Source organism: Microbacterium sp. ARD31 (assembly GCF_031844425.1).
On sequence record NZ_JAUZVE010000005.1, the window covers coordinates 36864 to 57850 of the forward strand.

General features: G+C 72.5%; 21 protein-coding genes. 13 read left to right on the forward strand and 8 right to left on the reverse strand.

Going from position 1 to position 20987, the window contains the following annotated elements; genetic code table 11:
* Positions 1-15 precede the first annotated feature (15 nt).
* The 3 genes from menC to Q9S36_RS15880 all read left to right on the forward strand — a co-directional run bounded on the left by menC (position 16) and on the right by Q9S36_RS15880 (position 3563).
* A complete protein-coding gene (gene menC / locus Q9S36_RS15870; protein ID WP_311285938.1) occupies positions 16-1149 on the forward strand; it encodes an o-succinylbenzoate synthase in 1134 nt (377 codons plus the stop codon).
* 2 nt (positions 1150-1151) lie between these two features.
* Entirely contained in the window at positions 1152-2051 is a 900-nt protein-coding gene (locus Q9S36_RS15875; RefSeq protein ID WP_311285939.1) for a hypothetical protein, read from the forward strand.
* A gap of 126 nt (positions 2052-2177) precedes the next feature.
* Entirely contained in the window at positions 2178-3563 is a 1386-nt protein-coding gene (locus tag Q9S36_RS15880) for a glycine--tRNA ligase (protein ID WP_311285940.1), read from the forward strand.
* A 54-nt stretch (positions 3564-3617) separates the two neighbouring features.
* On the opposite strand, the gene Q9S36_RS15885 is transcribed toward Q9S36_RS15880, so the two are convergent.
* Complete coding sequence (locus tag Q9S36_RS15885; RefSeq protein ID WP_251452450.1) at positions 3618-4049, reverse strand: DUF1801 domain-containing protein; 432 nt, start codon at positions 4047-4049, stop codon at positions 3618-3620.
* Positions 4049-4645: an HhH-GPD-type base excision DNA repair protein gene (locus Q9S36_RS15890; RefSeq protein WP_311285941.1), complete on the reverse strand. Its 597-nt coding sequence runs from the start codon at positions 4643-4645 to the stop codon at positions 4049-4051. Before Q9S36_RS15890 ends, Q9S36_RS15885 begins: the two co-directional genes overlap by 1 nt.
* A 94-nt stretch (positions 4646-4739) precedes the next feature.
* Here Q9S36_RS15890 and Q9S36_RS15895 point away from each other — a divergent pair, with 94 nt between their 5' ends.
* From Q9S36_RS15895 to Q9S36_RS15925, 7 genes are all read left to right on the forward strand, one after another.
* Positions 4740-6293, forward strand: a complete 1554-nt coding sequence (locus Q9S36_RS15895) for an FAD-dependent oxidoreductase (RefSeq protein ID WP_311285942.1) — start codon at positions 4740-4742, stop codon at positions 6291-6293.
* Between the two features lie 101 nt (positions 6294-6394).
* Positions 6395-6787 (forward strand): hypothetical protein, encoded by a 393-nt coding sequence (locus tag Q9S36_RS15900; protein ID WP_311285943.1) that lies wholly within the window; start codon positions 6395-6397, stop codon positions 6785-6787.
* Position 6788: 1 nt separating this feature from the next.
* Positions 6789-7190 carry a phage holin family protein gene (locus Q9S36_RS15905; RefSeq protein WP_311285944.1) on the forward strand — a complete coding sequence of 134 codons (402 nt, stop codon included), beginning with the start codon at positions 6789-6791 and terminating at the stop codon, positions 7188-7190.
* Positions 7180-7458: a hypothetical protein gene (locus Q9S36_RS15910; RefSeq protein ID WP_251452441.1), complete on the forward strand. Its 279-nt coding sequence runs from the start codon at positions 7180-7182 to the stop codon at positions 7456-7458. Before Q9S36_RS15905 ends, Q9S36_RS15910 begins: the two co-directional genes overlap by 11 nt.
* 203 nt (positions 7459-7661) lie before the next feature.
* Positions 7662-8465 (forward strand): uroporphyrinogen-III synthase, encoded by an 804-nt coding sequence (locus tag Q9S36_RS15915; RefSeq protein WP_311285945.1) that lies wholly within the window; start codon positions 7662-7664, stop codon positions 8463-8465.
* Complete coding sequence (gene cofD / locus Q9S36_RS15920; RefSeq protein WP_311285946.1) at positions 8462-9472, forward strand: 2-phospho-L-lactate transferase; 1011 nt, start codon at positions 8462-8464, stop codon at positions 9470-9472. The genes Q9S36_RS15915 and cofD overlap by 4 nt, the downstream gene beginning before the upstream one ends.
* A 77-nt stretch (positions 9473-9549) precedes the next feature.
* Complete coding sequence (locus tag Q9S36_RS15925; protein ID WP_311285947.1) at positions 9550-10305, forward strand: sulfite exporter TauE/SafE family protein; 756 nt, start codon at positions 9550-9552, stop codon at positions 10303-10305.
* On the opposite strand, the gene cofC is transcribed toward Q9S36_RS15925, so the two are convergent.
* The 4 genes from cofC to cofG are packed head-to-tail and all read right to left on the reverse strand — an operon-like array spanning position 10290 to position 15998.
* On the reverse strand, positions 10290-10940 hold the full coding sequence (gene cofC / locus Q9S36_RS15930; RefSeq protein ID WP_311285948.1) for a 2-phospho-L-lactate guanylyltransferase: 651 nt from the start codon (positions 10938-10940) through the stop codon (positions 10290-10292). The genes Q9S36_RS15925 and cofC overlap by 16 nt on opposite strands.
* Positions 10937-11971, reverse strand: a complete 1035-nt coding sequence (gene fgd / locus Q9S36_RS15935; RefSeq protein WP_251452429.1) for a glucose-6-phosphate dehydrogenase (coenzyme-F420) — start codon at positions 11969-11971, stop codon at positions 10937-10939. Before fgd ends, cofC begins: the two co-directional genes overlap by 4 nt.
* Positions 11968-13491: an NAD(P)/FAD-dependent oxidoreductase gene (locus tag Q9S36_RS15940; RefSeq protein ID WP_311285949.1), complete on the reverse strand. Its 1524-nt coding sequence runs from the start codon at positions 13489-13491 to the stop codon at positions 11968-11970. Before Q9S36_RS15940 ends, fgd begins: the two co-directional genes overlap by 4 nt.
* A complete protein-coding gene (gene cofG / locus Q9S36_RS15945; RefSeq protein ID WP_311285950.1) occupies positions 13488-15998 on the reverse strand; it encodes a 7,8-didemethyl-8-hydroxy-5-deazariboflavin synthase CofG in 2511 nt (836 codons plus the stop codon). Before cofG ends, Q9S36_RS15940 begins: the two co-directional genes overlap by 4 nt.
* Before the next feature lie 103 nt (positions 15999-16101).
* Between cofG and Q9S36_RS15950 the strand changes: the two genes are divergently transcribed.
* Positions 16102-16506, forward strand: coding sequence for a hypothetical protein (locus Q9S36_RS15950; protein WP_311285951.1), 405 nt, complete (start codon positions 16102-16104; stop codon positions 16504-16506).
* A gap of 40 nt (positions 16507-16546) precedes the next feature.
* Here the strand turns inward: Q9S36_RS15950 and Q9S36_RS15955 are convergent, their stop codons facing one another.
* Together Q9S36_RS15955 and Q9S36_RS15960 are read right to left on the reverse strand one after the other, a co-directional pair.
* Complete coding sequence (locus tag Q9S36_RS15955; RefSeq protein ID WP_251452412.1) at positions 16547-17362, reverse strand: ABC transporter permease subunit; 816 nt, start codon at positions 17360-17362, stop codon at positions 16547-16549.
* Positions 17359-18873 carry an ATP-binding cassette domain-containing protein gene (locus Q9S36_RS15960; RefSeq protein WP_311285952.1) on the reverse strand — a complete coding sequence of 505 codons (1515 nt, stop codon included), beginning with the start codon at positions 18871-18873 and terminating at the stop codon, positions 17359-17361. The genes Q9S36_RS15955 and Q9S36_RS15960 overlap by 4 nt, the downstream gene beginning before the upstream one ends.
* A gap of 105 nt (positions 18874-18978) precedes the next feature.
* Here Q9S36_RS15960 and Q9S36_RS15965 point away from each other — a divergent pair, with 105 nt between their 5' ends.
* Complete coding sequence (locus Q9S36_RS15965) at positions 18979-20046, forward strand: enoyl-CoA hydratase/isomerase family protein (RefSeq protein ID WP_311285953.1); 1068 nt, start codon at positions 18979-18981, stop codon at positions 20044-20046.
* A gap of 3 nt (positions 20047-20049) precedes the next feature.
* A complete protein-coding gene (locus Q9S36_RS15970; protein WP_311285954.1) occupies positions 20050-20979 on the forward strand; it encodes a DnaJ domain-containing protein in 930 nt (309 codons plus the stop codon).
* Positions 20980-20987: the final 8 nt, after the last annotated feature.

Consider the following 20987-nt stretch of genomic DNA (forward strand, 5'->3'; position numbering starts at 1 on the left):
GCGTAGCCTGAGCGCATGCCCATCGCCCGGCCCGCGGCACCCATCGCCCTCCAGGGAGTCGAGCTGCGCGTGCTCCATCTGCCGCTCGTCTCGCCGTTCACCACGTCGTTCGGCACCGAGACCGTCCGCGAGGTGATCGTGGTGCGGGCCCTGACGGCCGACGGGGACGGGTGGGGCGAGATCGTCACGGGCGCCGCGCCGCTGTACTCCAGCGAGTACACGCAGGGGGCGTGGGACGTCGCGCTGAGATGGCTGACCCCCGCGCTGCTGGATGCCGGTCCTCTCGCTCCCGAGCGTGTGGCGGCCGTGCTCGAACCCTTCAAGGGCCACCGCATGGTCAAGGCCGGGCTCGAGCTGGCGGTCCTCGACGCGGCGCTGCGGGCGGAGTCCCGGTCGCTTGCCGAGTACCTCGGGGCGGTCCGCGACCGCGTCCCGAGCGGAGTGTCCGTCGGACTCCAGCGGGATCCCGCCGCGCTCGTCGAGACCGTGCGCGGGTACCTCGACGAGGGCTACGCGCGCATCAAGATCAAGATCAAGCCGGGGCGCGACGTGGGCGACACCGCGGCGGTGCGCGAGGCGTTCGGCGGGATCCCGCTGCAGGTCGACGCCAACTCCGCGTACACGCTCGCCGACATCGACACGCTGGCCGAACTGGACCGGTTCGACCTGCTGCTGATCGAGCAGCCGCTGCAGGAGGACGACATCGTCGATCACGCCGCCCTCGCGCAGCACCTGCGCACGCCGGTGTGCCTCGACGAGTCGATCACGTCGCGCAAGGCCGCCGTCGACGCCCTGGCGCTCGGGGCGACGAGCGTGATCAACGTGAAGGCGGGCCGGGTCGGCGGCTATCTCGAGGCCGTGGCCATCCATGACGTGTGCCGCGAGGCCGGCATCCCGGTGTGGTGCGGCGGCATGCTCGAGACGGGGATCGGGCGTGCCGCGAACGCGGCGCTCGCCGCGCTCCCCGGGTTCACCCTGCCGGGGGACATCTCGGCGTCGAGTCGCTTCTACACGCGCGACATCGTCACCGAGCCGGCCGTGCTCGAGGACGGCCACGTGCGCGTCCCCCTCGGCCACGGCATCGGGGTCGAGATCGACCCGGTCGCGCTCGACGACGTCACCGTCGCGCGCGAGGTGCTGCGGAGGTAGGCATGCGCCGCGCGCTCGCCGCCGCCGTCGCCCTGGCTCTCGCCGCCGGTGTCTCCGTCGGGTGCGGGGCATCGCCCGAGGCGCCACCCGCCGAGCCGCCGGGTGACATCGTCGAGGGAATCGACGTGTCGCTCGTGCAGCTGCGCGGCGACGTGGCGTCTCGTCAGGCGCAGGTGCAGATCGTGAACGGGTCGGACGAGTCCGTGACCATCGGCGACGTCATCGTCGTCGATCCGCGCTTCGACGGCGAGGCGGGGCGCGTGGTGGAGGGACGCGCGAGCGACGTCGTCGCGGGCGGCCGCGTCGACATCCGCGTGCAGCTGCCGGCGGTGGCGTGTGGGGCGTCCTCCGCGGGGGAGCCGACCGTCCACCTGGAGTTGACCGTCGGCGCGCACAGCGAGGTGGTCACTCTCACCGCCGACGACCCGCTCGGGTTCGTCGGACCGTTGCACGAGCGGGAGTGCCGCGCGAAGCGCCTGGCCGCGGCGGCCGCACTCTCGTTCAACGGCTTCGAGCCGTCGTCGCCGGGCGAGCCCGCGACGCTGCGCCTGCGGGTCGACCCCGCGGACGGGGGAGCCGCGGGTGGCGGAGCCGCCGAGGAGGTCGTCATCGCCGCCGTGCAGCCCACCAATCTGCTCTCGTTCGACGCCGACACCGCGGACGGGGTCTATCCGCTCGACCTGGTGGTCCGCGGGTCCGGGGAGGCCGTCGACGTCGACCTGCCGCTCGTGCCGTCCCGCTGCGACCCGCACGCCGTGCAGGAGGACAAGCGCGGCACCATCTTCGACGTGCGCGTGATCGTGGACGACGAGCCCGGCGAGATCGAGCTGTTCGTCGGCGACGCCCTGCGCGGCCGCATCCTGACCTGGGTCGCGCACTGGTGCGGCTTCGGCTCAGGCTGACCGGAGGCGGTGGGCGCCGTGGCCGGCGGGCGCGAGGGGCGGCATCCGCTCATCTAGAATCGACGGATGCCGGGACTCCCGGCTTTCTGCGATTCCGCACCCCCTCACCCGACCATTGGAGCCACCGTGGCCGAGCAGTCCCGCCTCGACAAAGTCATCGCCCTCGCCCGTCACCGCGGGTTCGTGTTCCAGGCCGGTGAGATCTACGGCGGTTCCCGCTCGGCGTGGGACTACGGCCCCCTCGGCACCGAGCTGAAGGAGAACATCCGCCGCCAGTGGTGGCAGACGTTCGTCCGCGGCCGCGGCGACATGGTGGGCCTGGACTCGTCGGTGATCCTCCCCAAGCGCGTGTGGGAGGCCTCGGGCCACGTCGCGACCTTCACCGATCCGCTGGTGGAATGCCTGCAGTGCCACAAGCGGTTCCGCGCCGACAACCTCATCGAGGACTTCGAAGCGCGGAAGGGCCGCCCGGCCGAGAACGGCCTGGCCGACGTGCCCTGCCCCAACTGCGGCACGAAGGGTCAGTACACCGAGCCCAAGGCGTTCTCGGGCCTGGTGAAGACCTATCTCGGCGTCGTCGACGACGAGTCGGGCCTGCACTACCTGCGTCCCGAGACCGCGCAGGGCATCTTCGTCAACTTCGCCAACGTGCTCACCGCGTCGCGCAAGAAGCCCCCCTTCGGCATCGGCCAGATCGGCAAGGCGTTCCGCAACGAGATCACGCCCGGCAACTTCATCTTCCGCACCCGCGAGTTCGAGCAGATGGAGATCGAGTACTTCACCCCGCCCGCCGAGGCGGACCACTGGTTCGGCGCGTGGGTCGAGGACTGCTGGAACTGGTTCACCGACCTCGGCATCGATCCGGCCAACATGCGCCGCTTCGACGTGCCCGAGGACGAGCGCGCCCACTACTCCGCCGGCACGATCGACGTGGAGTACCGGTTCGGCTTCCCGGGCAAGGAATGGGGCGAGCTGATGGGCATCGCCAACCGCACCGACTACGACCTCGGCAGCCACACCGAGGCCTCGGGCCAGAAGCTGTCGTACTTCGATCAGGCGTCGAACTCGACCTACATCCCGTACGTCATCGAGCCCTCGTTCGGTCTCACGCGCGCCATGATGGCGTTCCTCGTCGACGCTTACCGCGAGGAGGAGGCGCCCAACGCCAAGGGCGGCACGGACACCCGCACGGTGCTGGGGCTCGACCCGCGCCTGGCTCCGGTGAAGGCGGCGATCCTGCCGCTCTCGCGCAACGAGCGCCTGTCGCCGCTGGCGCGCGAGGTCGCCGACTCGCTGCGCGGCGACTGGAACATCGACTTCGACGACGCCGGCGCCATCGGCCGCCGTTACCGTCGCCAGGACGAGATCGGCACGCCCTTCTGCGTCACGGTCGATTTCGACTCGCTCGACGACCGCGCCGTCACCGTGCGCGATCGAGACACGATGGCCCAGGAGCGTGTGCCCCTCGAGAATCTGAAGGCGTATCTGTCGGAGCGCCTCCGCGGCGCCTGACCCGCGCCGCGGCGGAGACACGCCGTCCGGCGTGCGAGGAGAGGATGCCGCGGCTCAGCCGTCGGTGAGCGTGACCGTCACGCCCTCCCACCCCGTCCCGCTGCGCACCGCGCGCTCGGACTCGGCGATGATGCCGCGCAGGACCTCGAGGTCCACCGCTTCGAGGTCCTTCAGGTAGAGGCATCCGGCCCCGGTCGTGTGCGGCCCGAGCCGGGCGAGCTCCTGCGTGCGCTCGGCGAAGCCGGGGATGAGGTAGACGGTGGTGGCCTGCTTGCGGGGCGCGAACGCGGTGACCGGGATGTCGCCCTCGTTGCCGGTGGGATAGACGTAGTGGCACGACCCGAACCCGATGATCGTGCCCCACAGCTCCGGCTCGCGCCCGGTGATCTCGGACAGCAGGGCCAGCATCGTCTCGGCGTCGCGGCGACGCTTGGCCGGAGTGACGCCTGCCACGAAGGCCGCGACGCTTCCGCCGGTCTTCTGCATCAGACGCCTCCGCCCCCGGACGAGGACTTCGCCGCCTTGGCCTGGGCCTTCATCTCGCGCTTGTACTCGCGCACCTTCGTCAAGGACTCGGGCGAGGTGATGTCGGCGACCGAGCGGAACGATCCTTCCTCGCCGTACGAGCCCGCCGCCTCACGCCAGCCGGCCCCGGTGAAGCCGTACTGCTTGCCGAGGAGCGCCAGGAAGATCCTGGCCTTCTGCTCGCCGAACCCCGGCAGCGCTTTCAACCGCTTGAGCACCGTCGCGCCGTCGGGGTCGTCCCGCTTCCAGATGGCGGCCGCGTCGCCGCCCCACTCCTCGTCGACCGTCCGGCACAGGGCCTGAACGCGCCCGGCCATCGAGCCGGGGTAGCGGTGCACCGCGGGCGTCGCGGTGAACAGCTCCGCGAACGCGTCGGGATCGAACGTGGCCAGGGCCGCGGCGTCGAGGGTGCCGGCGCGCTCGGCGATCTTGAGAGGTCCGGCGAACGCGGTCTCCATCGCGACCTGCTGGTCGAGCAGCATCCCGATCAGCAGGGCCAGAGGATCGTCGGTGAGCAGGCGATCGGCGGCGTCGTCGCCGGTGATGTGCAGCGTCATGGCGCCCATCCTGCCACCGTCGGTCCGCGCGCGCCCGCCGTCGCGGGCTCCCGCTCGCACGGCGCGCGAACCGCGGCGGTGCGAGGATGGAGACGTGGTCGACGCACCCTCACCCCTCTCCGATCTGGTCGCGCATGCCCACCACCGTCGCGTCGTGGTGATCGGCGGCGGCCTCGCCGGGCTCGTCGCCGCCCTCGAATGCGCGAAGGTGGGGATCCGCGTCACTCTCCTGGAGCAGTCCGAGACGCTGGGCGGCGCGATCCAGCCGTACGAGGCCGACGGATTCCCCCTTCCGACAGGGCCCCTGGATCACTCCGCCACCGAGACGATGCGCTCGCTCGTCGACGACCTCGGCCTGGGCGCGCACGTGGTGGCCCCGCGCACCGACGAGACCTGGATCGCGGGCCTCCCCCAGGGCGCGGCGAAGCTGCCCGCCGCGACCGTGCGGGGCATCCCCGCCAATCCGTGGGCGGACGACGTACGGGCGATCATCGGCTGGGGCGGGGCCTGGCGCGCGTACCTCGACCGTCTGAGGCCCCCGCTGACCATCGGCGTGGAGCGCAACCTCGCCCGGCTGGTCCGCACCCGCATGGGCGACCGCGTGCTCGACCGCATGGTGACTCCGCTGAGCGTCGGCACCCTCGGCATCGGGCCGGAAGAGCTCGACGTCGACGCCCTCGCGCCCGGCCTGAACACCGCCCTCACCCGCACCGGATCCCTCGGCGGCGCGGTCGCCGAGCTGCTGGCGACGGACGCGACTCCGCAGGCGGCCGGGCTCGACGGCGGGATGCCGCGCCTCACGGCCGCGCTCGAGCGTCGCCTCGGCGACCTCGACGTCGAGGTGCGCCGCCGCACGCGCGCGGTCGCCCTCACCGCCGGCGACGGCGGCTGGCGTGTGTCCGTGGAGTCCGAGGCGCCTGCCGCGACCCCTGATGCGACTGCGCCCCCCGCAGCGGGAGCGCCGCCCGCGGACCCCGACTCCGGGGACCCCGGCCCCGCACGCCCGGACGAGGACCCCTCGGTCATCGACGCCGACGCGGTCATCGTGGCCGTCGGCGCACGCGAGGCGCGGACGCTGCTCGCCGCCCATGTCGCGGAGCTCGACACGGCGCCGCGCGCGACTCCCGGGGTCATCGAGACGGTGACGCTGGTGGTGTCGGCGTCGACCCTCGACACCCACCCCCGCGGCGCACGCGTCGTGCGGATCCCCGGGACCGGACCGGCGGCTGTGGTCAGTCATGAGACCGCGCGCTGGGCGTGGCTGGCAGACGCGGCCGGGCCGGGCCGGCACATCGTGCGCGTGCGCTTCGGCGGCGGCGACACCGAGCCCGCAACGACCGGGCTCACCGACGACCAGGCGCGAGCACTCGCGGCGTCCGAGGCGTCCGCGCTGCTGGGGGTGGACACCGCCGAGCTGCGGGTGCTCGCATCGACCCGGACGACGTCCGCCGCCGAGCGACCGTCGTCCGCTCTCGGCCACGCGGCCGAGACGGCGGCGATCCGCACCGCGATCGCCGGCTCCGACGGTCTGGCCGCGGTCGGGGCGTGGCTCTCCGGGAGCGATCCGGCCGACGTCGTGCGCGACGCCACGAGCGAGGCCGACCGGGTGCGGCGGGCGACGCTGTGGACCGGGCCGCCCGCGGAATGATCGGCATCCGCCCCCGAATGTCAAGGGTGGATACCCGGATCGGCATGCACGGCTAACCTGGGACCACCAACAGGCGCACCACCGAGCGGGAGGAGCACCCCATGAGGGGCAAAGCAGGACTTGTGATCGGAATCGCCGTGGGATACGTCCTCGGCTCGCGTGCCGGCAAAGAGCGGTACGAGCAGATCAAGACCCAGTGGATGAAGGTCTGGAACACCGAACCCGTGCAGGATCAGGTGGCCAAGGTCAGCGAGTTCGCGAAGTCCAGCGCGATGGCACTGCCCAGCACGCTGTGGGACTCGGCCGTCAAGGTCTCGAAGGCCGCCGCAGGCAAGGGAACCCCCGGTCAGCGCGTCGACGCCGCCGTCAAGGCGAGCAAGGCGGCGGCAGACGACCTCGATCGCGCCGCCGACGAGACCACCGCGGCCGCCGCCAAGGCCGCAGACAAGGCGAAGAAGGCCGCTGACGAGGCCCGCGAGCGCAGCGAGGCCTGACATGACGACGCCTCGTGGCTTCCGCGATCGCGCCGATGACGGTCTGCTGACCCTCATCGGCGAGATCCCCGAACTCGTCCGCAATCTCGTCACGGCCGAGATCGACTCGGCGAAGGTCTGGCTGGCGCGTACCGCGAAGGACGGCGGCTGGGGGGCGATCTGGATGATCGCCGCCCTGTTCGTGCTGTTCTGGTCGATCCCGGCGCTCGGCGCCTTCGTCATCGCGGGGCTGTCGTCGTGGTGGCCCGTCTGGCTGTCCGCCCTCGTCGTCTTCTTCGTGATGCTGCTGGTCACCGTGATTCTCGCGCTGTTCGGGATCATGCGGTTCAAACGTCTCGCCAAGCGCACCAACCCCGCGCAGGCGATCGCACACGATGTGAAGGAGGTGCGCGGTGAGTATTGACACGCGCGTGACCATGCCCCGCACCGCCGTCCCGATCGGCATCACCGACCCGGTCGAGAAGGCGCGCGCCGAGCTCAAAGCCGCTCTGGCAGCCATCGAGGAGAAGGCGAACCTGCCGAAGCGGGCCGGCATCGCCCTGGATCGCGGCATCGTCAAGGCCCGCGCCTTCGCTGATCGCAGCCCCCAGGGCGCCGCGGCCGCGGCCGTCGTCGTGGCGGCCGGAATCGGCGCGGCGGTGTGGGGAATCGTCCGCCTCGCCGCGCGCTGACCGGCACCGACGGGCCCCCCGCCGCGGTCGCAGGCTTCCCCGGTGACGGAGGGGGCCTGGACGAACGGCAGATCAGCGGGGGTATGCTCGGTTTCACAGGCAGTGCAACGGTGCGGATGCTGCTGAGCGCGCGACCCGGAATCCCGCGCTTCGGCTGCTCGAACGTCAGGGGTGGCCGAAATGCACCACGAGAGTCACACCCCATGAACAACACATCACCCGCACACGCCGCACCCAAGCCCCTCAAGGGGTGGCGGGTGCTGGTGCCGCGCGGGGGACCGTGGGGCGACGGCGTCGCCGCGTCGCTGCGACGGCAGGGCGCCACCCCGGTGATCGCCCCGCTGATCAACTTCGCCCCGTCGACCGACCAGGCGACGCTCGAGCGGGCCATCGCCGATCTCGGTGCCGGTGCGTTCGACTGGCTCACGGTGACCAGCGCGACCACGGTCGATGTCCTCTATGCGTATCGTGCCGTGATCCCCGCCGGCACCAAGGTGGCAGCCGTGGGAGAGACCACCGCAGCGGCCCTGCAGGCGGTCGGCTACCGCGTCGATCTCGTCCCCGAGCGCGACAACTCCGCCGGCGGCATGGCCGAGCAGCTCATCGCCCTGGAGCCCGAGCCCCGCAGCATCCTCACCCTCCGCAGTGAGATCGCGAAGCCCGTCCTCACCAACCGGCTGACCGAGGCGGGGCACCGCGTCCGCAGTGTCGTGGCCTATCGCACCGTCGGCGTTCCGGTCACCGAGCGCATCGCCGAGGACGTCCGCTCGGGTCGCATCAACGCGATCCTCGTCACGAGCGGCTCGGTCGCCGAGCAGGTGCGCGCGCAGTTCGACCACATCCCCGAGACGACGCTGGTCGCCGCCATCGGACCGCGCACCGCGAAAGACGCCGCCAAGACGGGCCTCGGCGTCGACGTGGTCGCGCCGCAGCAGACGGTCGACGCCCTCATCGACGCCGTCGCGCGCTTCGCGCTTCCCCACGCCACGGACGAATTCGCCCTGTGACCGCGGCGGGCACCGCCGGCATCGGGCCGCGGATCGTCGTGCTGGCCGGCGGGGTCGGCGGTTCGCGCTTCGTGGGCGGCGTCCGCGGGGCGCTGCGGGCGAGGGGCGTGGACGACACCGCGGCGATGCTCACGGTGGTCGTCAACACCGGCGACGACCTGTGGCTGTCGGGCGTGCGACTGCAGCCCGACGTGGACTCCATCCTCTACGCGCTCGCGGGCGTCAACGACACCCAGCGCGGCTGGGGACGCGTGGGCGACACCGAGCGGGTCAACCACGAGCTGCAGGAGTGGGGCGCGGGGTGGCCGTGGTTCACTCTCGGCGACCTCGATCTCGGCACGCATCTCGCCCGCACCGGGTGGCTCCGCGAAGGCGCGACGCCCACCGAGGTGGTCGCGCGACTCGCAGAACGGTGGCCGCTCGGCGCACGGCTGCTGCCGATGACCGACGCGGAGGTCGACACCCGCGTCACGGTCCGCGACGGCCAGGCGACGCGCGATCTGCACTTCCAGGAGTGGTGGACGCGCCACCGCGCGCAGCTCCAGCCCGTCCGCTTCGACAACCCCGGGGTCGAGGGCGCCGCGCCCGCGCCCGGCGTCGTCGAGGCGCTCGCCGAGGCCGATGTCGTGCTGATCGCACCGTCGAACCCCGTCGTGTCGATCGGTCCCATCCTCGCCGTCCCCGGCATCCGAGACGCCCTGCGCGCTGCCGCGGCGCCCGTGGTCGGTGTCTCGCCCATCATCGGCGGCCGCGTCGTCCGCGGAATGGCGGACGTCTGCCTCACCGCGATCGGCGTCGAGACCTCTGCGGCGGCCGTCGCGGCGCACTACCGACCGCGCGCGGACGGCGGGCTGCTGGACGCGTGGCTGCTGGCTGAGGAAGACGCCGCGTCGGCTGCCGAGGTGGCGGCCTCCGGCATCCGCTCGGTCGTCGCCCCGCTGTGGATGACGGATGCCGACGCGGCCGCGGCGCTCGCCGAGCGCGCTCTTGCGACCGCCGGCGTCTGAGGGAGCCGCGGTGTTATGGGCCGACGTGTGATGGGCCGACGTGTGATGGGCCGACGTGTGAGGGGAGCCGGCGTGTGATGGAATCCGGCCTGCTCCCCGACCTGGGGCCTCTCGCGTGGGTCCTGCTCGCGGTCGCGGCGGTGATCGTCGGTCTCGGCAAGACGGCCGTCCCGGGCGCCACGACGATCGCGGTGGCGATCTTCGCCGCCGTTCTTCCGGCTCGTCAGTCGACCGGCACCCTCCTGCTGCTGCTCATCGTCGCCGACGTCTTCGCTGTGCTCGCCTACCGACGGCACGCCGACTGGCGGGCGCTGCTGCGGCTGGCGCCCGCGGTGATCGTCGGACTGGGCCTCGGGGTGGTGTTCCTCGCCTTCGCCGACGACGCCGGGGTCAAGCGGGTGATCGGCGTCATCCTGCTGGTGGTCATCGCCATCACGCTGCTGCGGAGACGGATGGCGCCCGCCGTGGCCGACGCCGCGCCGCACCCGGTGGCGGCGGCGACCTACGGCTCGCTGGGCGGCTTCACGACCATGGTCGCCAACGCCGCGGGGCCGGTGATGTCGATGTACTTCCTCGCCGCGCGGTTCTCGGTGAAGCAGTTCCTGGGAACCGCGGCGTGGTTCTTCGCGCTCGTCAACCTCTCCAAGGTGCCGTTCTCCATCGGCCTGGGGCTCATCACCGTGCCCGGCGTGCTGCTCGATCTCGTGCTCGTGCCCCTCGTGATCGCCGGCGCCCTCGGCGGCCGGTGGATCGCCGACCGCATCGACCAGGCGCTGTTCGAGCGCCTGGTCATCATCTTCACGATCGTCGGCGCGGTCTACCTGCTGATCTGACCGTCGCCCGCATCCGTGACCGGCGGCGCCGCGAGGGCGGCCGTGCGGCGCCCGAGCCCGTGCGCCGCCGCCTCGCCCAGCTGCTCGGCGGTGTCGACATCGCGACGGAGGGTCGACCCGTCGGACACATCGAGGCCGACGCAGCCCAGTGCGATGTGCCGCGCATGGGAGTCCGGTCCGAACTCCGTCCGCCACGGCACCCCCTCGCGCGCGGTGACGAGGGTCGATCCGGAGCCCTCGGCATCGGCCACCACCCCGCGATCGACCCGGCCCGCCCGCGCGAGCGCGTCCGCCAGGTCGTCCGGCCGCAGCGACGGCAGGTCCCCCAGCAGCGCGGCGCGCGGCATCCGCTCGCCGGCAGCGTCCGCCCCGAGGGCGATCGCGGCGTTCAGACCGCGCGGCTCCTCTTCGGGAACGAAGCGGAGCCCCGGGATGTCATGCGCGCCGACGATGACGGCGGGGTCGTCGGTCACGACGAAGACCTGGGCGACCTCGGCGCACGCCGCCGCCGCCTCGATGGTGTCGAGCGCGATCGCGCGGGCCAGCGTGGCCCGGTCGATCCCCGGAACGTCCAGGCGGGACTTGCCGACCGCCGGGGACTTCACCGGAACGACGACGGCCCACCCTCCGGTCACGCGCCGAACCGCTCCCGCAGCCGCGGCAGGATCTCGGTGCCGTACCGGCGCAGGAAGGTCTCCTGGTCGTGGCCGGGGTCGTGGAAGACGAGGTGGCGGAAGCCGAGCTCGACGTACCACGCGATGCGCTCGACGTGCTCGTCGGGATCGTCCGACACGATGAACCGCGATGCGGCGCGCTCGATCGGCAGCTCCTCGCCGAGGCGCTGCATCTCGAGCGGATCGTCGACGCCCATCTTCTCGTCGGGGCTGAGGGCGAGCGGCGCCCAGAACCGCGTCTTCTCCTTCGCCGCTTCGATGGTCTCGTCCAGCGACACCTTGATCTCCATGAGGGTGTCGATGTCGGCGGGCGAGCGTCCGGCCTTCTCGAGCCCCTCGTGCAGGGCCGGCAGCAGCGTGTCGGTGTACAGCTCGCGCTTCTTGCCGCTGGTGGTGATGAAGCCGTCGGCGATCCTGCCCGCCAGCCGCGTCGCTGCGGGGCCGGCGGCGCCGATGTAGATCGGGACGGGCTGGTCGAGCTTGTCGTAGATGGTGATGTTGCGGGCGGTGTAGTACGTGCCGTCGAAGTTGACGCGGTCCTCGCTCCACAGGCGGCGGATGAGCCCGATCGCCTCTTTCAGGCGCTGGAACCGCTCCGGCGGGTCGGGCCACGCGATCCCGAGGTTGGCCTCGTTGAGCGCCTCACCCGTGCCGACGCCGAGGATGACCCGGCCCGGGTACATCACGCCCAGCGTCGCGAAGTCCTGCGCGACGACGGTGGGGTTGTAGCGGAAGGTGGGCGTCAGCACCGACGTCCCGATCGCGACGCGCGAGGTGCGCGCGCCGAGCGCGCCGAGCCACGGCACGGATGCCGGCGCGTGCCCGCCCTCGTGCAGCCACGGCTGAAGGTGGTCCGACACGAAGACCGAGTCGAAACCGACCTCCTCGGCCAGGATCGCGAAGTCGAGCAGCTCGGTGGGCCCGAACTGCTCGGCCGAAGCCTTGTACCCGAACCGGAGGGGCAGGCCCTGGTGCGTCGGGGAATCGGTCATGATGCTCCCTTCTCGGCGCTCGCGGGAGCGAGCGCGAACTCGGATCCGTCGGCACGCGCCAGGCGTGCGCGGAAGGCGTCGACGGTGCCCGGCCACAGCAGGGTGAGCCTGCCCGACCGTTCGTCGACGTACCAGTTGCGGCAGCCGCCGGTCATCCACGGGGTGGATGCCGCGGCGTGCGCGATCTCGTCGGTGTAGGCGGCCTCGGCCGCCGGGTCGAGGTGCAGCGGAGCGCCCGAGCGGTCACGGTGCACGAGGCATCGGACGGCGTAGGCGGCCTGCTCCTCGATCATCAGCACGGACGAATTGTGGCCCAGAGCGGCGTTCGGGCCGTCGAGGACGAACAGGTTCGGGAAACCGGCCACGACGGTCGATCCGAACGAGGTCATCCCGTGCGACCAGTGCTCGGCCAGAGTCGTTCCCGCCTCGCCCACCACCAGGTCCGCGTACGGCTGGCGGGTCGTGGCGAATCCCGTCGCCAGCACGAGGGCGTCCACGTCGTGGCGACCGCCGGCCGCAGAGACGAGCGTGGAGCCCTCGACCGTGTCCAGCGCCGCGGCCTCCAGCGTCACGCCCGGGGAGGCCAGCGCCGGGTAGAACTCGTCCGAGAGCAGCACCCGCTTGCAGCCGAACGCGTAGTCCGGAGTCAGGGCGGCGCGAAGCGCGGGATCGGCAACCTGCGCGTGCAGGTGAGCCAGGGCTGTGGCGCGCGCCGCGGCGGCGGCTGCGGCATCCCCCGATCGCGAGGCGAAGCGGGCCTCGCCCTCGGCGTACAGGTCGGCGCGGAGGCGCGCGAGCTCTCCGGGCTGGGTGGCGAAGCGCTCCCGTTCGGTCTCGGTGTACGCGCGCTCGCCGCGCGGCACGATCCATGCGGGCGTGCGCTGGAACAGCGTCACGTGGCGCGCGGTGCGGGCGAGCTCCGGCACCAGCTGCACGGCACTCGCGCCGGTGCCGACGACGGCGACGCGGGCGCCCTTCAGGTCGGTGCCGTGGTCCCATCTCGAGGAGTGGAAGATGGGACCCGGGAAGGACTCCAGACCCGAGATGTCGGGAATCGACGGCTCCGTGAGACGCCCGCACGCCAGGACGAGGACGTCGGCGGTGAGGGCTCCGCGCGACGTCTCGAGCCGCCACAGATCGGCGTCGGCGTCCCATCGCGCGCACGTGAGAGCCGTCGACAGCCGAAGGCGGTCGTGCACGCCCTCCCGCTCGGCGACGGTCTCGAGGTAGCGGCGGATCTCGTCGCCGCGGGCGAAGAGACCGGACCACTCCGGGTTGGGGTGGCTGGCGAAGCCGTAGAGGTGCGCCGGCACGTCGCACGCCACCCCCGGGTACGTGTTGTCCCGCCAGGTGCCGCCGATCGACGGGGCGCGCTCGAGGATGACGACGTCATCCCGGCCCGCGCGCCGCAGGGCGATCGCCATGCCGAGGCCGGCGAAACCTGCCCCGACGATGACGATCTCGCTGTGGACGGCGCCGGCGGCGGGCCGGTGTCCCGCCGATCCGCGAGGTGAGGTCACGACCTTCCCCCGGCATCGCGGTAGTCGGTGGTGCGCAGGCGGAAGGGCCGGAAGAGTCGCGCGGTGAGCGCTGCGGCATCCGTCGCCGGAAGCTCCTGACCGAACTCGATGCCGGCCTCAGGCTTCACGCGGCCGTCCAGCAGCGCGCCGCCCAGGTCGTCGCCGCCCGCCTGCAGGAGCGTCGCGGCGGCGGTGCGGCCGACGCGCGTCCAGGGGATCTGGATGTGCGGGATGCTGCCCGACAGCATGAGGCGCGACACCGCCACCATCGCTCGGTGCTCGTCGATGTCGCGGCGATCCGCCACGAGCGGCACGCCACCCGCCGGACCGGGCAGGGGGATGGGGACGAACTCGGTGAACCCGCCGGTGGCGTCCTGGATCTCGCGGAGTCGACGCAGGTGCGCGACGCGCTCCACGGCGGTCTCGACGTGGCCGTAGAACAGGACGGACGTCGAGCGGAAGCCCGCCCGGTGTGCGGCGGTGATCGCATCGACCCAGCGGTCGATCTCGAGGTCGCCGGGTGCGACGAGGGCGCGGACGCGCTCGCTGAGCACCTTCACGCCGGTGCCGGGAACCGTGTCGACGCCGGCGTCGCGCAGGGCCGCGAGCGCCGCCTCGAGCGAGCCCGCGAACCCGCGGTCGGCGAGGTCGACGACGTCCTGCGGTCGGTAGGCGTGCAGGTGGAGGCGGGGGGTCGCGGCAGTGATCGCGCGGGCGATCTCGAGGTACGCCGAGGCCTCGACCGTCTCGGGAAGGCGACCCTGCACGCACAGTTCGGTGGCGCCCAGGTCGGCGGCGTCGCGCGCGATCGCGGCGGCATCTTCGAGGGTGAAGGCGTCGGGCCCGGTCGCGACGTCCGCGGTGGTGAACCCGGTCGAGGTGAGGTTGCGGTTGACGACGAGCGTCACCGCCTCGCCCACCGTGTAGCGGCGGACGTCGTCGGCGGTCGCGACCAGCGCCTCGAGCTCGTCGCCGGTGGCACGGAGCAGCCCCACCCACTCGGTGTCGTCGAGGTCGCGGGGGTCGGCTGCCGCGCGTTCGAGGGTCGAGCGCGTGCCCGACGGATCATAACTCCTGCGCGCCGCGCCGCTCGGGCCGCCCGCACCCGCGGAATTCCGCGGTGCGGGGTCGGCGGGCGTGGTGTCGCTGCAGGAGTTGTGATCCTCCGGGTCGCCCGCCCGCGGTGATCCGGCCACCGCCTCGTCGCCGTTCCGCGCGCCGTCGCCGTCAGAACCCGCAGGCTGAGACCACTCGCGCGCCAGGCCCGTCTCGGGGTCGGCGAGCGCGGCGACCGGTCCCCGCATGGCGGGGTCGAGCCAGGTCTCGGCGGCGTGCACGAACTCGGGGTGAGCAGTCAGGCGCTCGCGCAGCTCGAAGCCCAGCTCGGCGGTGCGCCGGGCCAGGTCGTCCAGATGCGGCCACGGGCGCTCGGGATTGACGTGGTCGGCGGTCAGCGGTGAAACCCCACCCCAGTCGTCGGCGCCGGCGCGCACGAGCAGGGCGAACTCCGCCGGGTCCGACAGGTTCGGCGGCACCTGGATGCGCATGTCGGGGCCCATCGCGAGGCGGGCCACCGCCACGGCGACGGCGTACTCGCGGGTGTCGGCGTCGGGCGCCGACTGCATCGCGGTCTGCGGCTTGGCGCGGAAGTTCTGCACGATCACCTCTTGCACGTGACCCTGCCTGCGACCCTGCCCCTCCACCGCGTGGCGTTCGTGGGCGTCGCGGATCGCGATGAGCGACTCCGCCCGGTCCCGGATCGTCTCGCCGATCCCCACCAGGATGCCGGTGGTGAAGGGCACACGTGCGCGCCCGGCGTCGTCGAGGACGGCGAGCCGGACGGCCGGGTCCTTGTCGGGCGAGCCGTAGTGCACCCGCCCGGGCACCTCGAACAGCTCGCGCGAGGTGGTCTCGAGCATCATGCCCATCGACGGGGCCGTCGGGCGGAGCATCGCGAGCTCATCGGCGGTCATCACGCCGGGGTTCAGGTGCGCGAGCATTCCGGTCTCGGCGGTGATCAGGCGTGCGACGTGGGCGACGTAGTCCAGCGTCGAGGCGAACCCGTGCTCGTCGAGCCACGCGCGAGCCTCGGGCCAGCGGTCCTCGGGCCGGTCGCCGAGGGTGAGCAGGGCCTCTTTGCAGCCCATCGCCTGGCCCTGGCGCACGACGGCGAGCACCTGCTCGGGCGACATGAAGGCGGGCTTGCGCTTCTTGAGCAGCTGTCCGGGTGTGTCGACGAAGACGCAGTAGTGGCAGCGGTCGCGGCAGAGCGTCGTCAGCGGTACGAAGACCTTGCGCGAGTAGGTGATCACCCCGGGTCGACCGGATGCCGCGAGGCCCGCATCCCGAACGGCCGACGCCGCATCGAGGATCGACTCCATGTCATCGCCCGACGCACCCAGCAGGGCCGTCGCGTCGTCGACGTCGAGTCGCTCGCCGGCGTGCGCGCGTCGGAGCGCCTCTGCGAGCGCCGCCTGCTGCACATCGGCGGTTTCGAGCAGGGTCATCCGACCAGTCTTGCACCGCGATCGGGGTGCGTCGTCGTCGATCGTTGCGCTCCTGTGAGCAAACCTCCCGACACCGGACCGGCCGCGCTGGCAGACTAGGGGCATGGTCACGCTGCTTCTGGACTCGTCTCGGCTCGAAGTCGTGCTGTCCGGCGCCGAGAAGGCCATGGCATTCCGGAAGCGGAATATCGAGATCGAGCGCGACACGATCGACCGCGTGCAGCTCGTCGACGACGCCTGGACCTGGTTGCGCGGCATCCCCCAGCCCGGAACCCACCTGCGCGGGATCGTCGCGATGGGAACGTGGCGTTCCGCCGCCGCCGACGACTTCGTCATCGCGCGACGTCATCGCAAGGGCGTCGTGATCGATCTGGTCGGGCACCCCGAGTTCCAGCGGGTGCTGCTGACGACCCGCCACGGACTCGAACTCGTCAAGGCGCTGCGCCTGGACGTGCAGGGCGAGCCCACCGACGTCATCGACATCGTCGCCGACGCACCGTCTTCGTAGAGCCGGCGCACCCGCCGGCGTCTTCGCCCGCGATGCGCGCTCAGCTGACGTCGCGTCGCCAGCTCACGACGTTTCCGAGCACCACGAGCACCAGGGCGTAGCCCAGCAGCACCAGGCCGCCGACCCACCACTCGAGTTCGCCGGCCGAGGCCCCCGGCATGCTGGTGAACACGCTCGCGCCCACGAGTGCGTCGCTGGCTGCTCCCGGCAGGTACTGCACGACGGGGCCCAGATCTTCGACGAAGGATGCCGCGGCCCGGCCGACGGGCTCGAGGAACTGCGTGAACACCAGCACTCCGACGATCGCGCCGACCTGGTTGCGCACGAGAGCGCCCACGCCGATGCCGATGAGCACCCACAGGACCGAGGCCACCAGCATCCTGCCCAGCAGCGCCCACGTCTCGGCGTCGCCGAGTGCGGTGTCCAGGCCGAAGCCCGCGAGGATCCCGGCGGACACGCCGACCGCGGCGACGATGCCGACGATGCCGAACACGACGCCCATGACGATGCCGACGACGATCTTCGCCGAGAGCACGAGGCCGCGCCGCGGGGTGGCCAGGAAGGTCGAGGTCAGCGTCTTGTGCCGGAACTCGCTGGTCACCATGAGCGTGCCGATGAGGAGCGGGAAAACGTAGCCGACCGAGCTCGCCGTGCTGTAGAGGACCGGTGCGAGGCCGTCCTCAGGCAGGGTCGGGGCGCCTCCGGGCAGCGAGCCCGACGAGGATGCGGCGAAGACGAACGCGAGGACGCCGGCGGTGAAGGCGATGTAGACGGCGAGGACGATCGCGAGCACCCACCACATCGCGGTGGTGAACTGCTTCGTGGTCTCGGAGCGCGTCGCGGTGGTGAGGCTCATCGCGCGTGGCTCTCCTCGTGGTCGGGGTGATGGTCGCTGTCGCTGACGGGTTGCTCCGACCGGTCGCCGGGGGCGTCGCCGTGGTCATCCGCGGACGGCGGGACGATGTCGATCACGCCGGTGGCGGCGACCACGAACGCGGCGGTCGTGGGTGCGGGCTCGGAGGGCTCGTCGTCGGTCGCCTCGGACTCCGCCTGGTCGGTGGTCTCGGAAGGTGCCTCGTCGATGGGTGCGGACGGTGCTTCGTCGGCGGGTGCGGGGTCGGTGTCGAATGCGTCCGGCCCGGGCTCGTGCTCGGCCTCGGGCTCGTCCGACGTCGAAACCGGCTCCGCGGTGGCCGCGGGGGCGGCCTCGGGTGCGTCCTGTTCCGACATCGCGCCGGTGTCGTCTGGAGTCCCGGTGTCGTCTGAGGTCCCGGTGTCGTCTGAGGTCCCGGTGTCGCCGGGAGTCTCCGGGTCGACCCGCGGTTCGGCGCTGGCGGCATCCGGTTCGGCCTGCGGAACGCCACCGGACTCGCGCTCATCGTCCCCCGGCGTCGCCGGTGCCGCGGCTCCGGTGCTGGGGCCGAGCGCGGCGGGCCCGGTGGGCCTGGCCATGCCGCCCGCGCTCGGGTGCACGCGCACGCCGTTGACGAGGTCGAGGAAGACCTCTTCCAGTGCGGGGCCGCGTCGCTGCAGCGACGAGAGGGCGACGCCGGCGCCGGCGGCCACCTCTCCCACGTCGGCGGGCGAGGAGTAGCGCACGGTCAGCCCGGAGCGCAGCACTTCGAACGGCACCTCCGCCGCGCGCAGCGCCGCGACGAGAGCGCCCCGGTCGGGCGCGTCGACCACGGTCGCGGTCTCGGTGGGGTCGGCGAGCTCGTCGAGACCCCCTTGGAAGACCAGACGGCCGCGCGAGATGATCAGCAGGTCGTCGACGGTCTGCTGGATCTCGGTCAGCAGGTGGGAGGACACGAACACCGTGCGGCCCTCGCGCGCCAGGCCGCGGAGGAAGCCGCGCATCCAGCGGATGCCCTCGGGGTCCAGGCCGTTGGACGGCTCGTCGAGCACGAGCACTCCGGGATCGCCCAGCAGCGCGTACGCGAGCCCCAGGCGCTGGCGCATGCCGAGGGAGAACCCGCCGATACGCCGGCCTGCGGCATCCGAGAGGCCGACCAGGTCGAGCACCTCGTCGACGCGGGTCCGCGCGATGCCGGCCGCCTGCGCGTAGACGGTGAGATGGTTCGCGGCGGTGCGGCCCGGGTGGAAGCTCGAGGCCTCGAGGACGGCTCCGACGCTCTGCAGCGGATGCCGGAGCCTGCGGTACGGCGTGCCGCCGATCGTGGCGGTGCCCGACGTCGCCTTCACGAGGCCCAGCAGGATGCGCATCGTCGTCGTCTTGCCGGCACCGTTGGGGCCGAGGAAGCCGGTGACGCGTCCTGGTTCGACGCGGGCGGTGAAATCCGACACCGCGGTGATGCCGCCGAATCGCTTGGTGACTGCGGAGAACTCCAGCACCTGTCCTTCGGGCATGCCGAACCTCTCGTTGTCGTGGCCGTTCACCCTATCCTGACCCACAACGGCCGTCCGGCCCGGGATTCACGGCGGCCCGGTGGTGCAGCCGGGTAACGTGGCGGGGTGACCGCGAACGACGAACCCCGCGTGCTGGCTCGCACCGGCGACGGGGTCGGGCATCTGACACTCAACCGGCCGCGTGCGATCAACGCCCTCGACCTGGGGATGATCCGCGACCTCGCCGATGCGCTGAACCGGTGGCAGGACGACACCGAGGTGGATCTCGTGCTGCTGGACGGCGCCGGTGAGCGCGGACTGTGCGCCGGCGGCGACGTGCGTGGCCTCGCCGAGCAGATCCGCGGGGGCCGCCCCGAGGCCACCGCGGAGTTCTTCCGCGCCGAGTACGCGCTCAACGCCCGGATCTCGGAGTACCGCAAGCCCATCGTCGCCCTCGCCGACGGCGTCACCATGGGGGGCGGCATCGGGCTGGCCGGACACGCGACCATCCGCATCGTGACCGAGCGCTCGCAGCTGGCGATGCCCGAGACCCGCATCGGCTTCACGCCCGACGTCGGCGGCACGTGGCTGCTCGCGCACGCCCCGGGCCGGCTGGGGGAGTACCTCGCCCTCACCGGTGCGGTCATCGGCGGCGCGGACGCCGTCTACGTCGGACTTGCCGATCACGTCGTCCCCTCGGATCGCCTCGCGAGCCTCGCGGACGCCCTGCGCACCCGGGCCGATCCGGCGACGCCGACCGAGCTCGTCCTGCTGTTCGACGAGACCCCCGAGCAGGCGCCGCTCGAGCGCGCCCGTTCGTGGATCGACGACGCGTTCGCCGCCGACACCGTGCCCGACATCATCGCGCGACTGCGCGAGCACGGAGACGCTGCTGCCGCGGATGCCGCATCCACCCTCGAAGAGCTGTCGCCGACCGGGCTGGCCGTCACGCTCGAAGCGGTCCGACGTGCGCGGACCCTTCCCGATCTGCGCGCGGTCCTCGCGCAGGAGTACGGCCTGGTGATGTGGTTCGCGGCCACTCAGCCCGACCTCGTCGAGGGGATCCGGGCGCAGTTGATCGACAAGGACCGCACCCCGCGGTGGCAACCGGCAACCTTCGCAGACCTGGATCCGGCGACCGTCGACCAGGCCTTCGGTTTCGTGCCCGACCAGCCGCTGTGGGCGGACGACTGACCCGTGTTCGACAGTCCGCTCTCGGCATCCGCATACGACGTGCTCGGCGTCGCGCCCGACGTCGACGACGAGGCGCTCCGCAAGGCGTATCGGCTGCGGCTGCGCCAGACCCACCCCGACACCGGCGGGGACGCCGCCGTCTTCGTGCAGGTGCAGCGGGCGTGGGAGCTCGTCGGCACTGCCGAGGCGCGGGCGGCCTACGACCGCGGCCACGGGTTCGGTGCGAGTGCGCCCCCGGAGTGGTCGGAGTGGTCGCCGCCGCGCACGGCGACGCGTGACACGCGCCCCCGCGCCCGCTCGTTCGGGCACCCCGGCGGCTGGCGCCGGGAGCGCTACCTGTCGCTCATCCGCGAGTGGGCGGGCCGCGGGGTGACCGTGGCGGATCCGTACGACCCGGCGCTCGTGCGCTCCGCGCCCCACGCGGTCCGGCGCCTGCTCGCCGACGCGCTCGCAGAGGAGGCCACCGCGCGCATCGTCTCCGACCTCGGCATGGGCTACACCGTGTGGCACGACGTCGCGGCCGCCGGGCGCGGCGGCCACGCCGACGACAAGCTCGACCACATCGTGCTGGGCCCCAGCGGGCTCTATGCAGTGCTGTCGGAGGACTTCGGCGGACCGGTGCGCTCGCGCCGGGGCGAGCTCGTCGGCGAGGGTGTCGGCGAGCCGCCGGTGGCGACCCTCGTCGCGCGCATGCGGGTGATCGCCCGCGCGGCCGGCGTGCGCTTCAGCGGCGCGATCGTGGTGCTCCCCGACGAGGACGTGCTCGACCCGATCGACGAGATCGGAAAGGTCCGGGGGATGCCGGTGGCTGTGGTGTCTCGCAGCGCGCTGTCCACCGTGCTGCGACGGGGGATCACCGGCGCCCGTGACGTGGGCGGCAACGAGGTCTTCGACATCCGCACGCGCCTCCAGCGCGCCGTCGTCTTCGTCTGAGCCGGCTC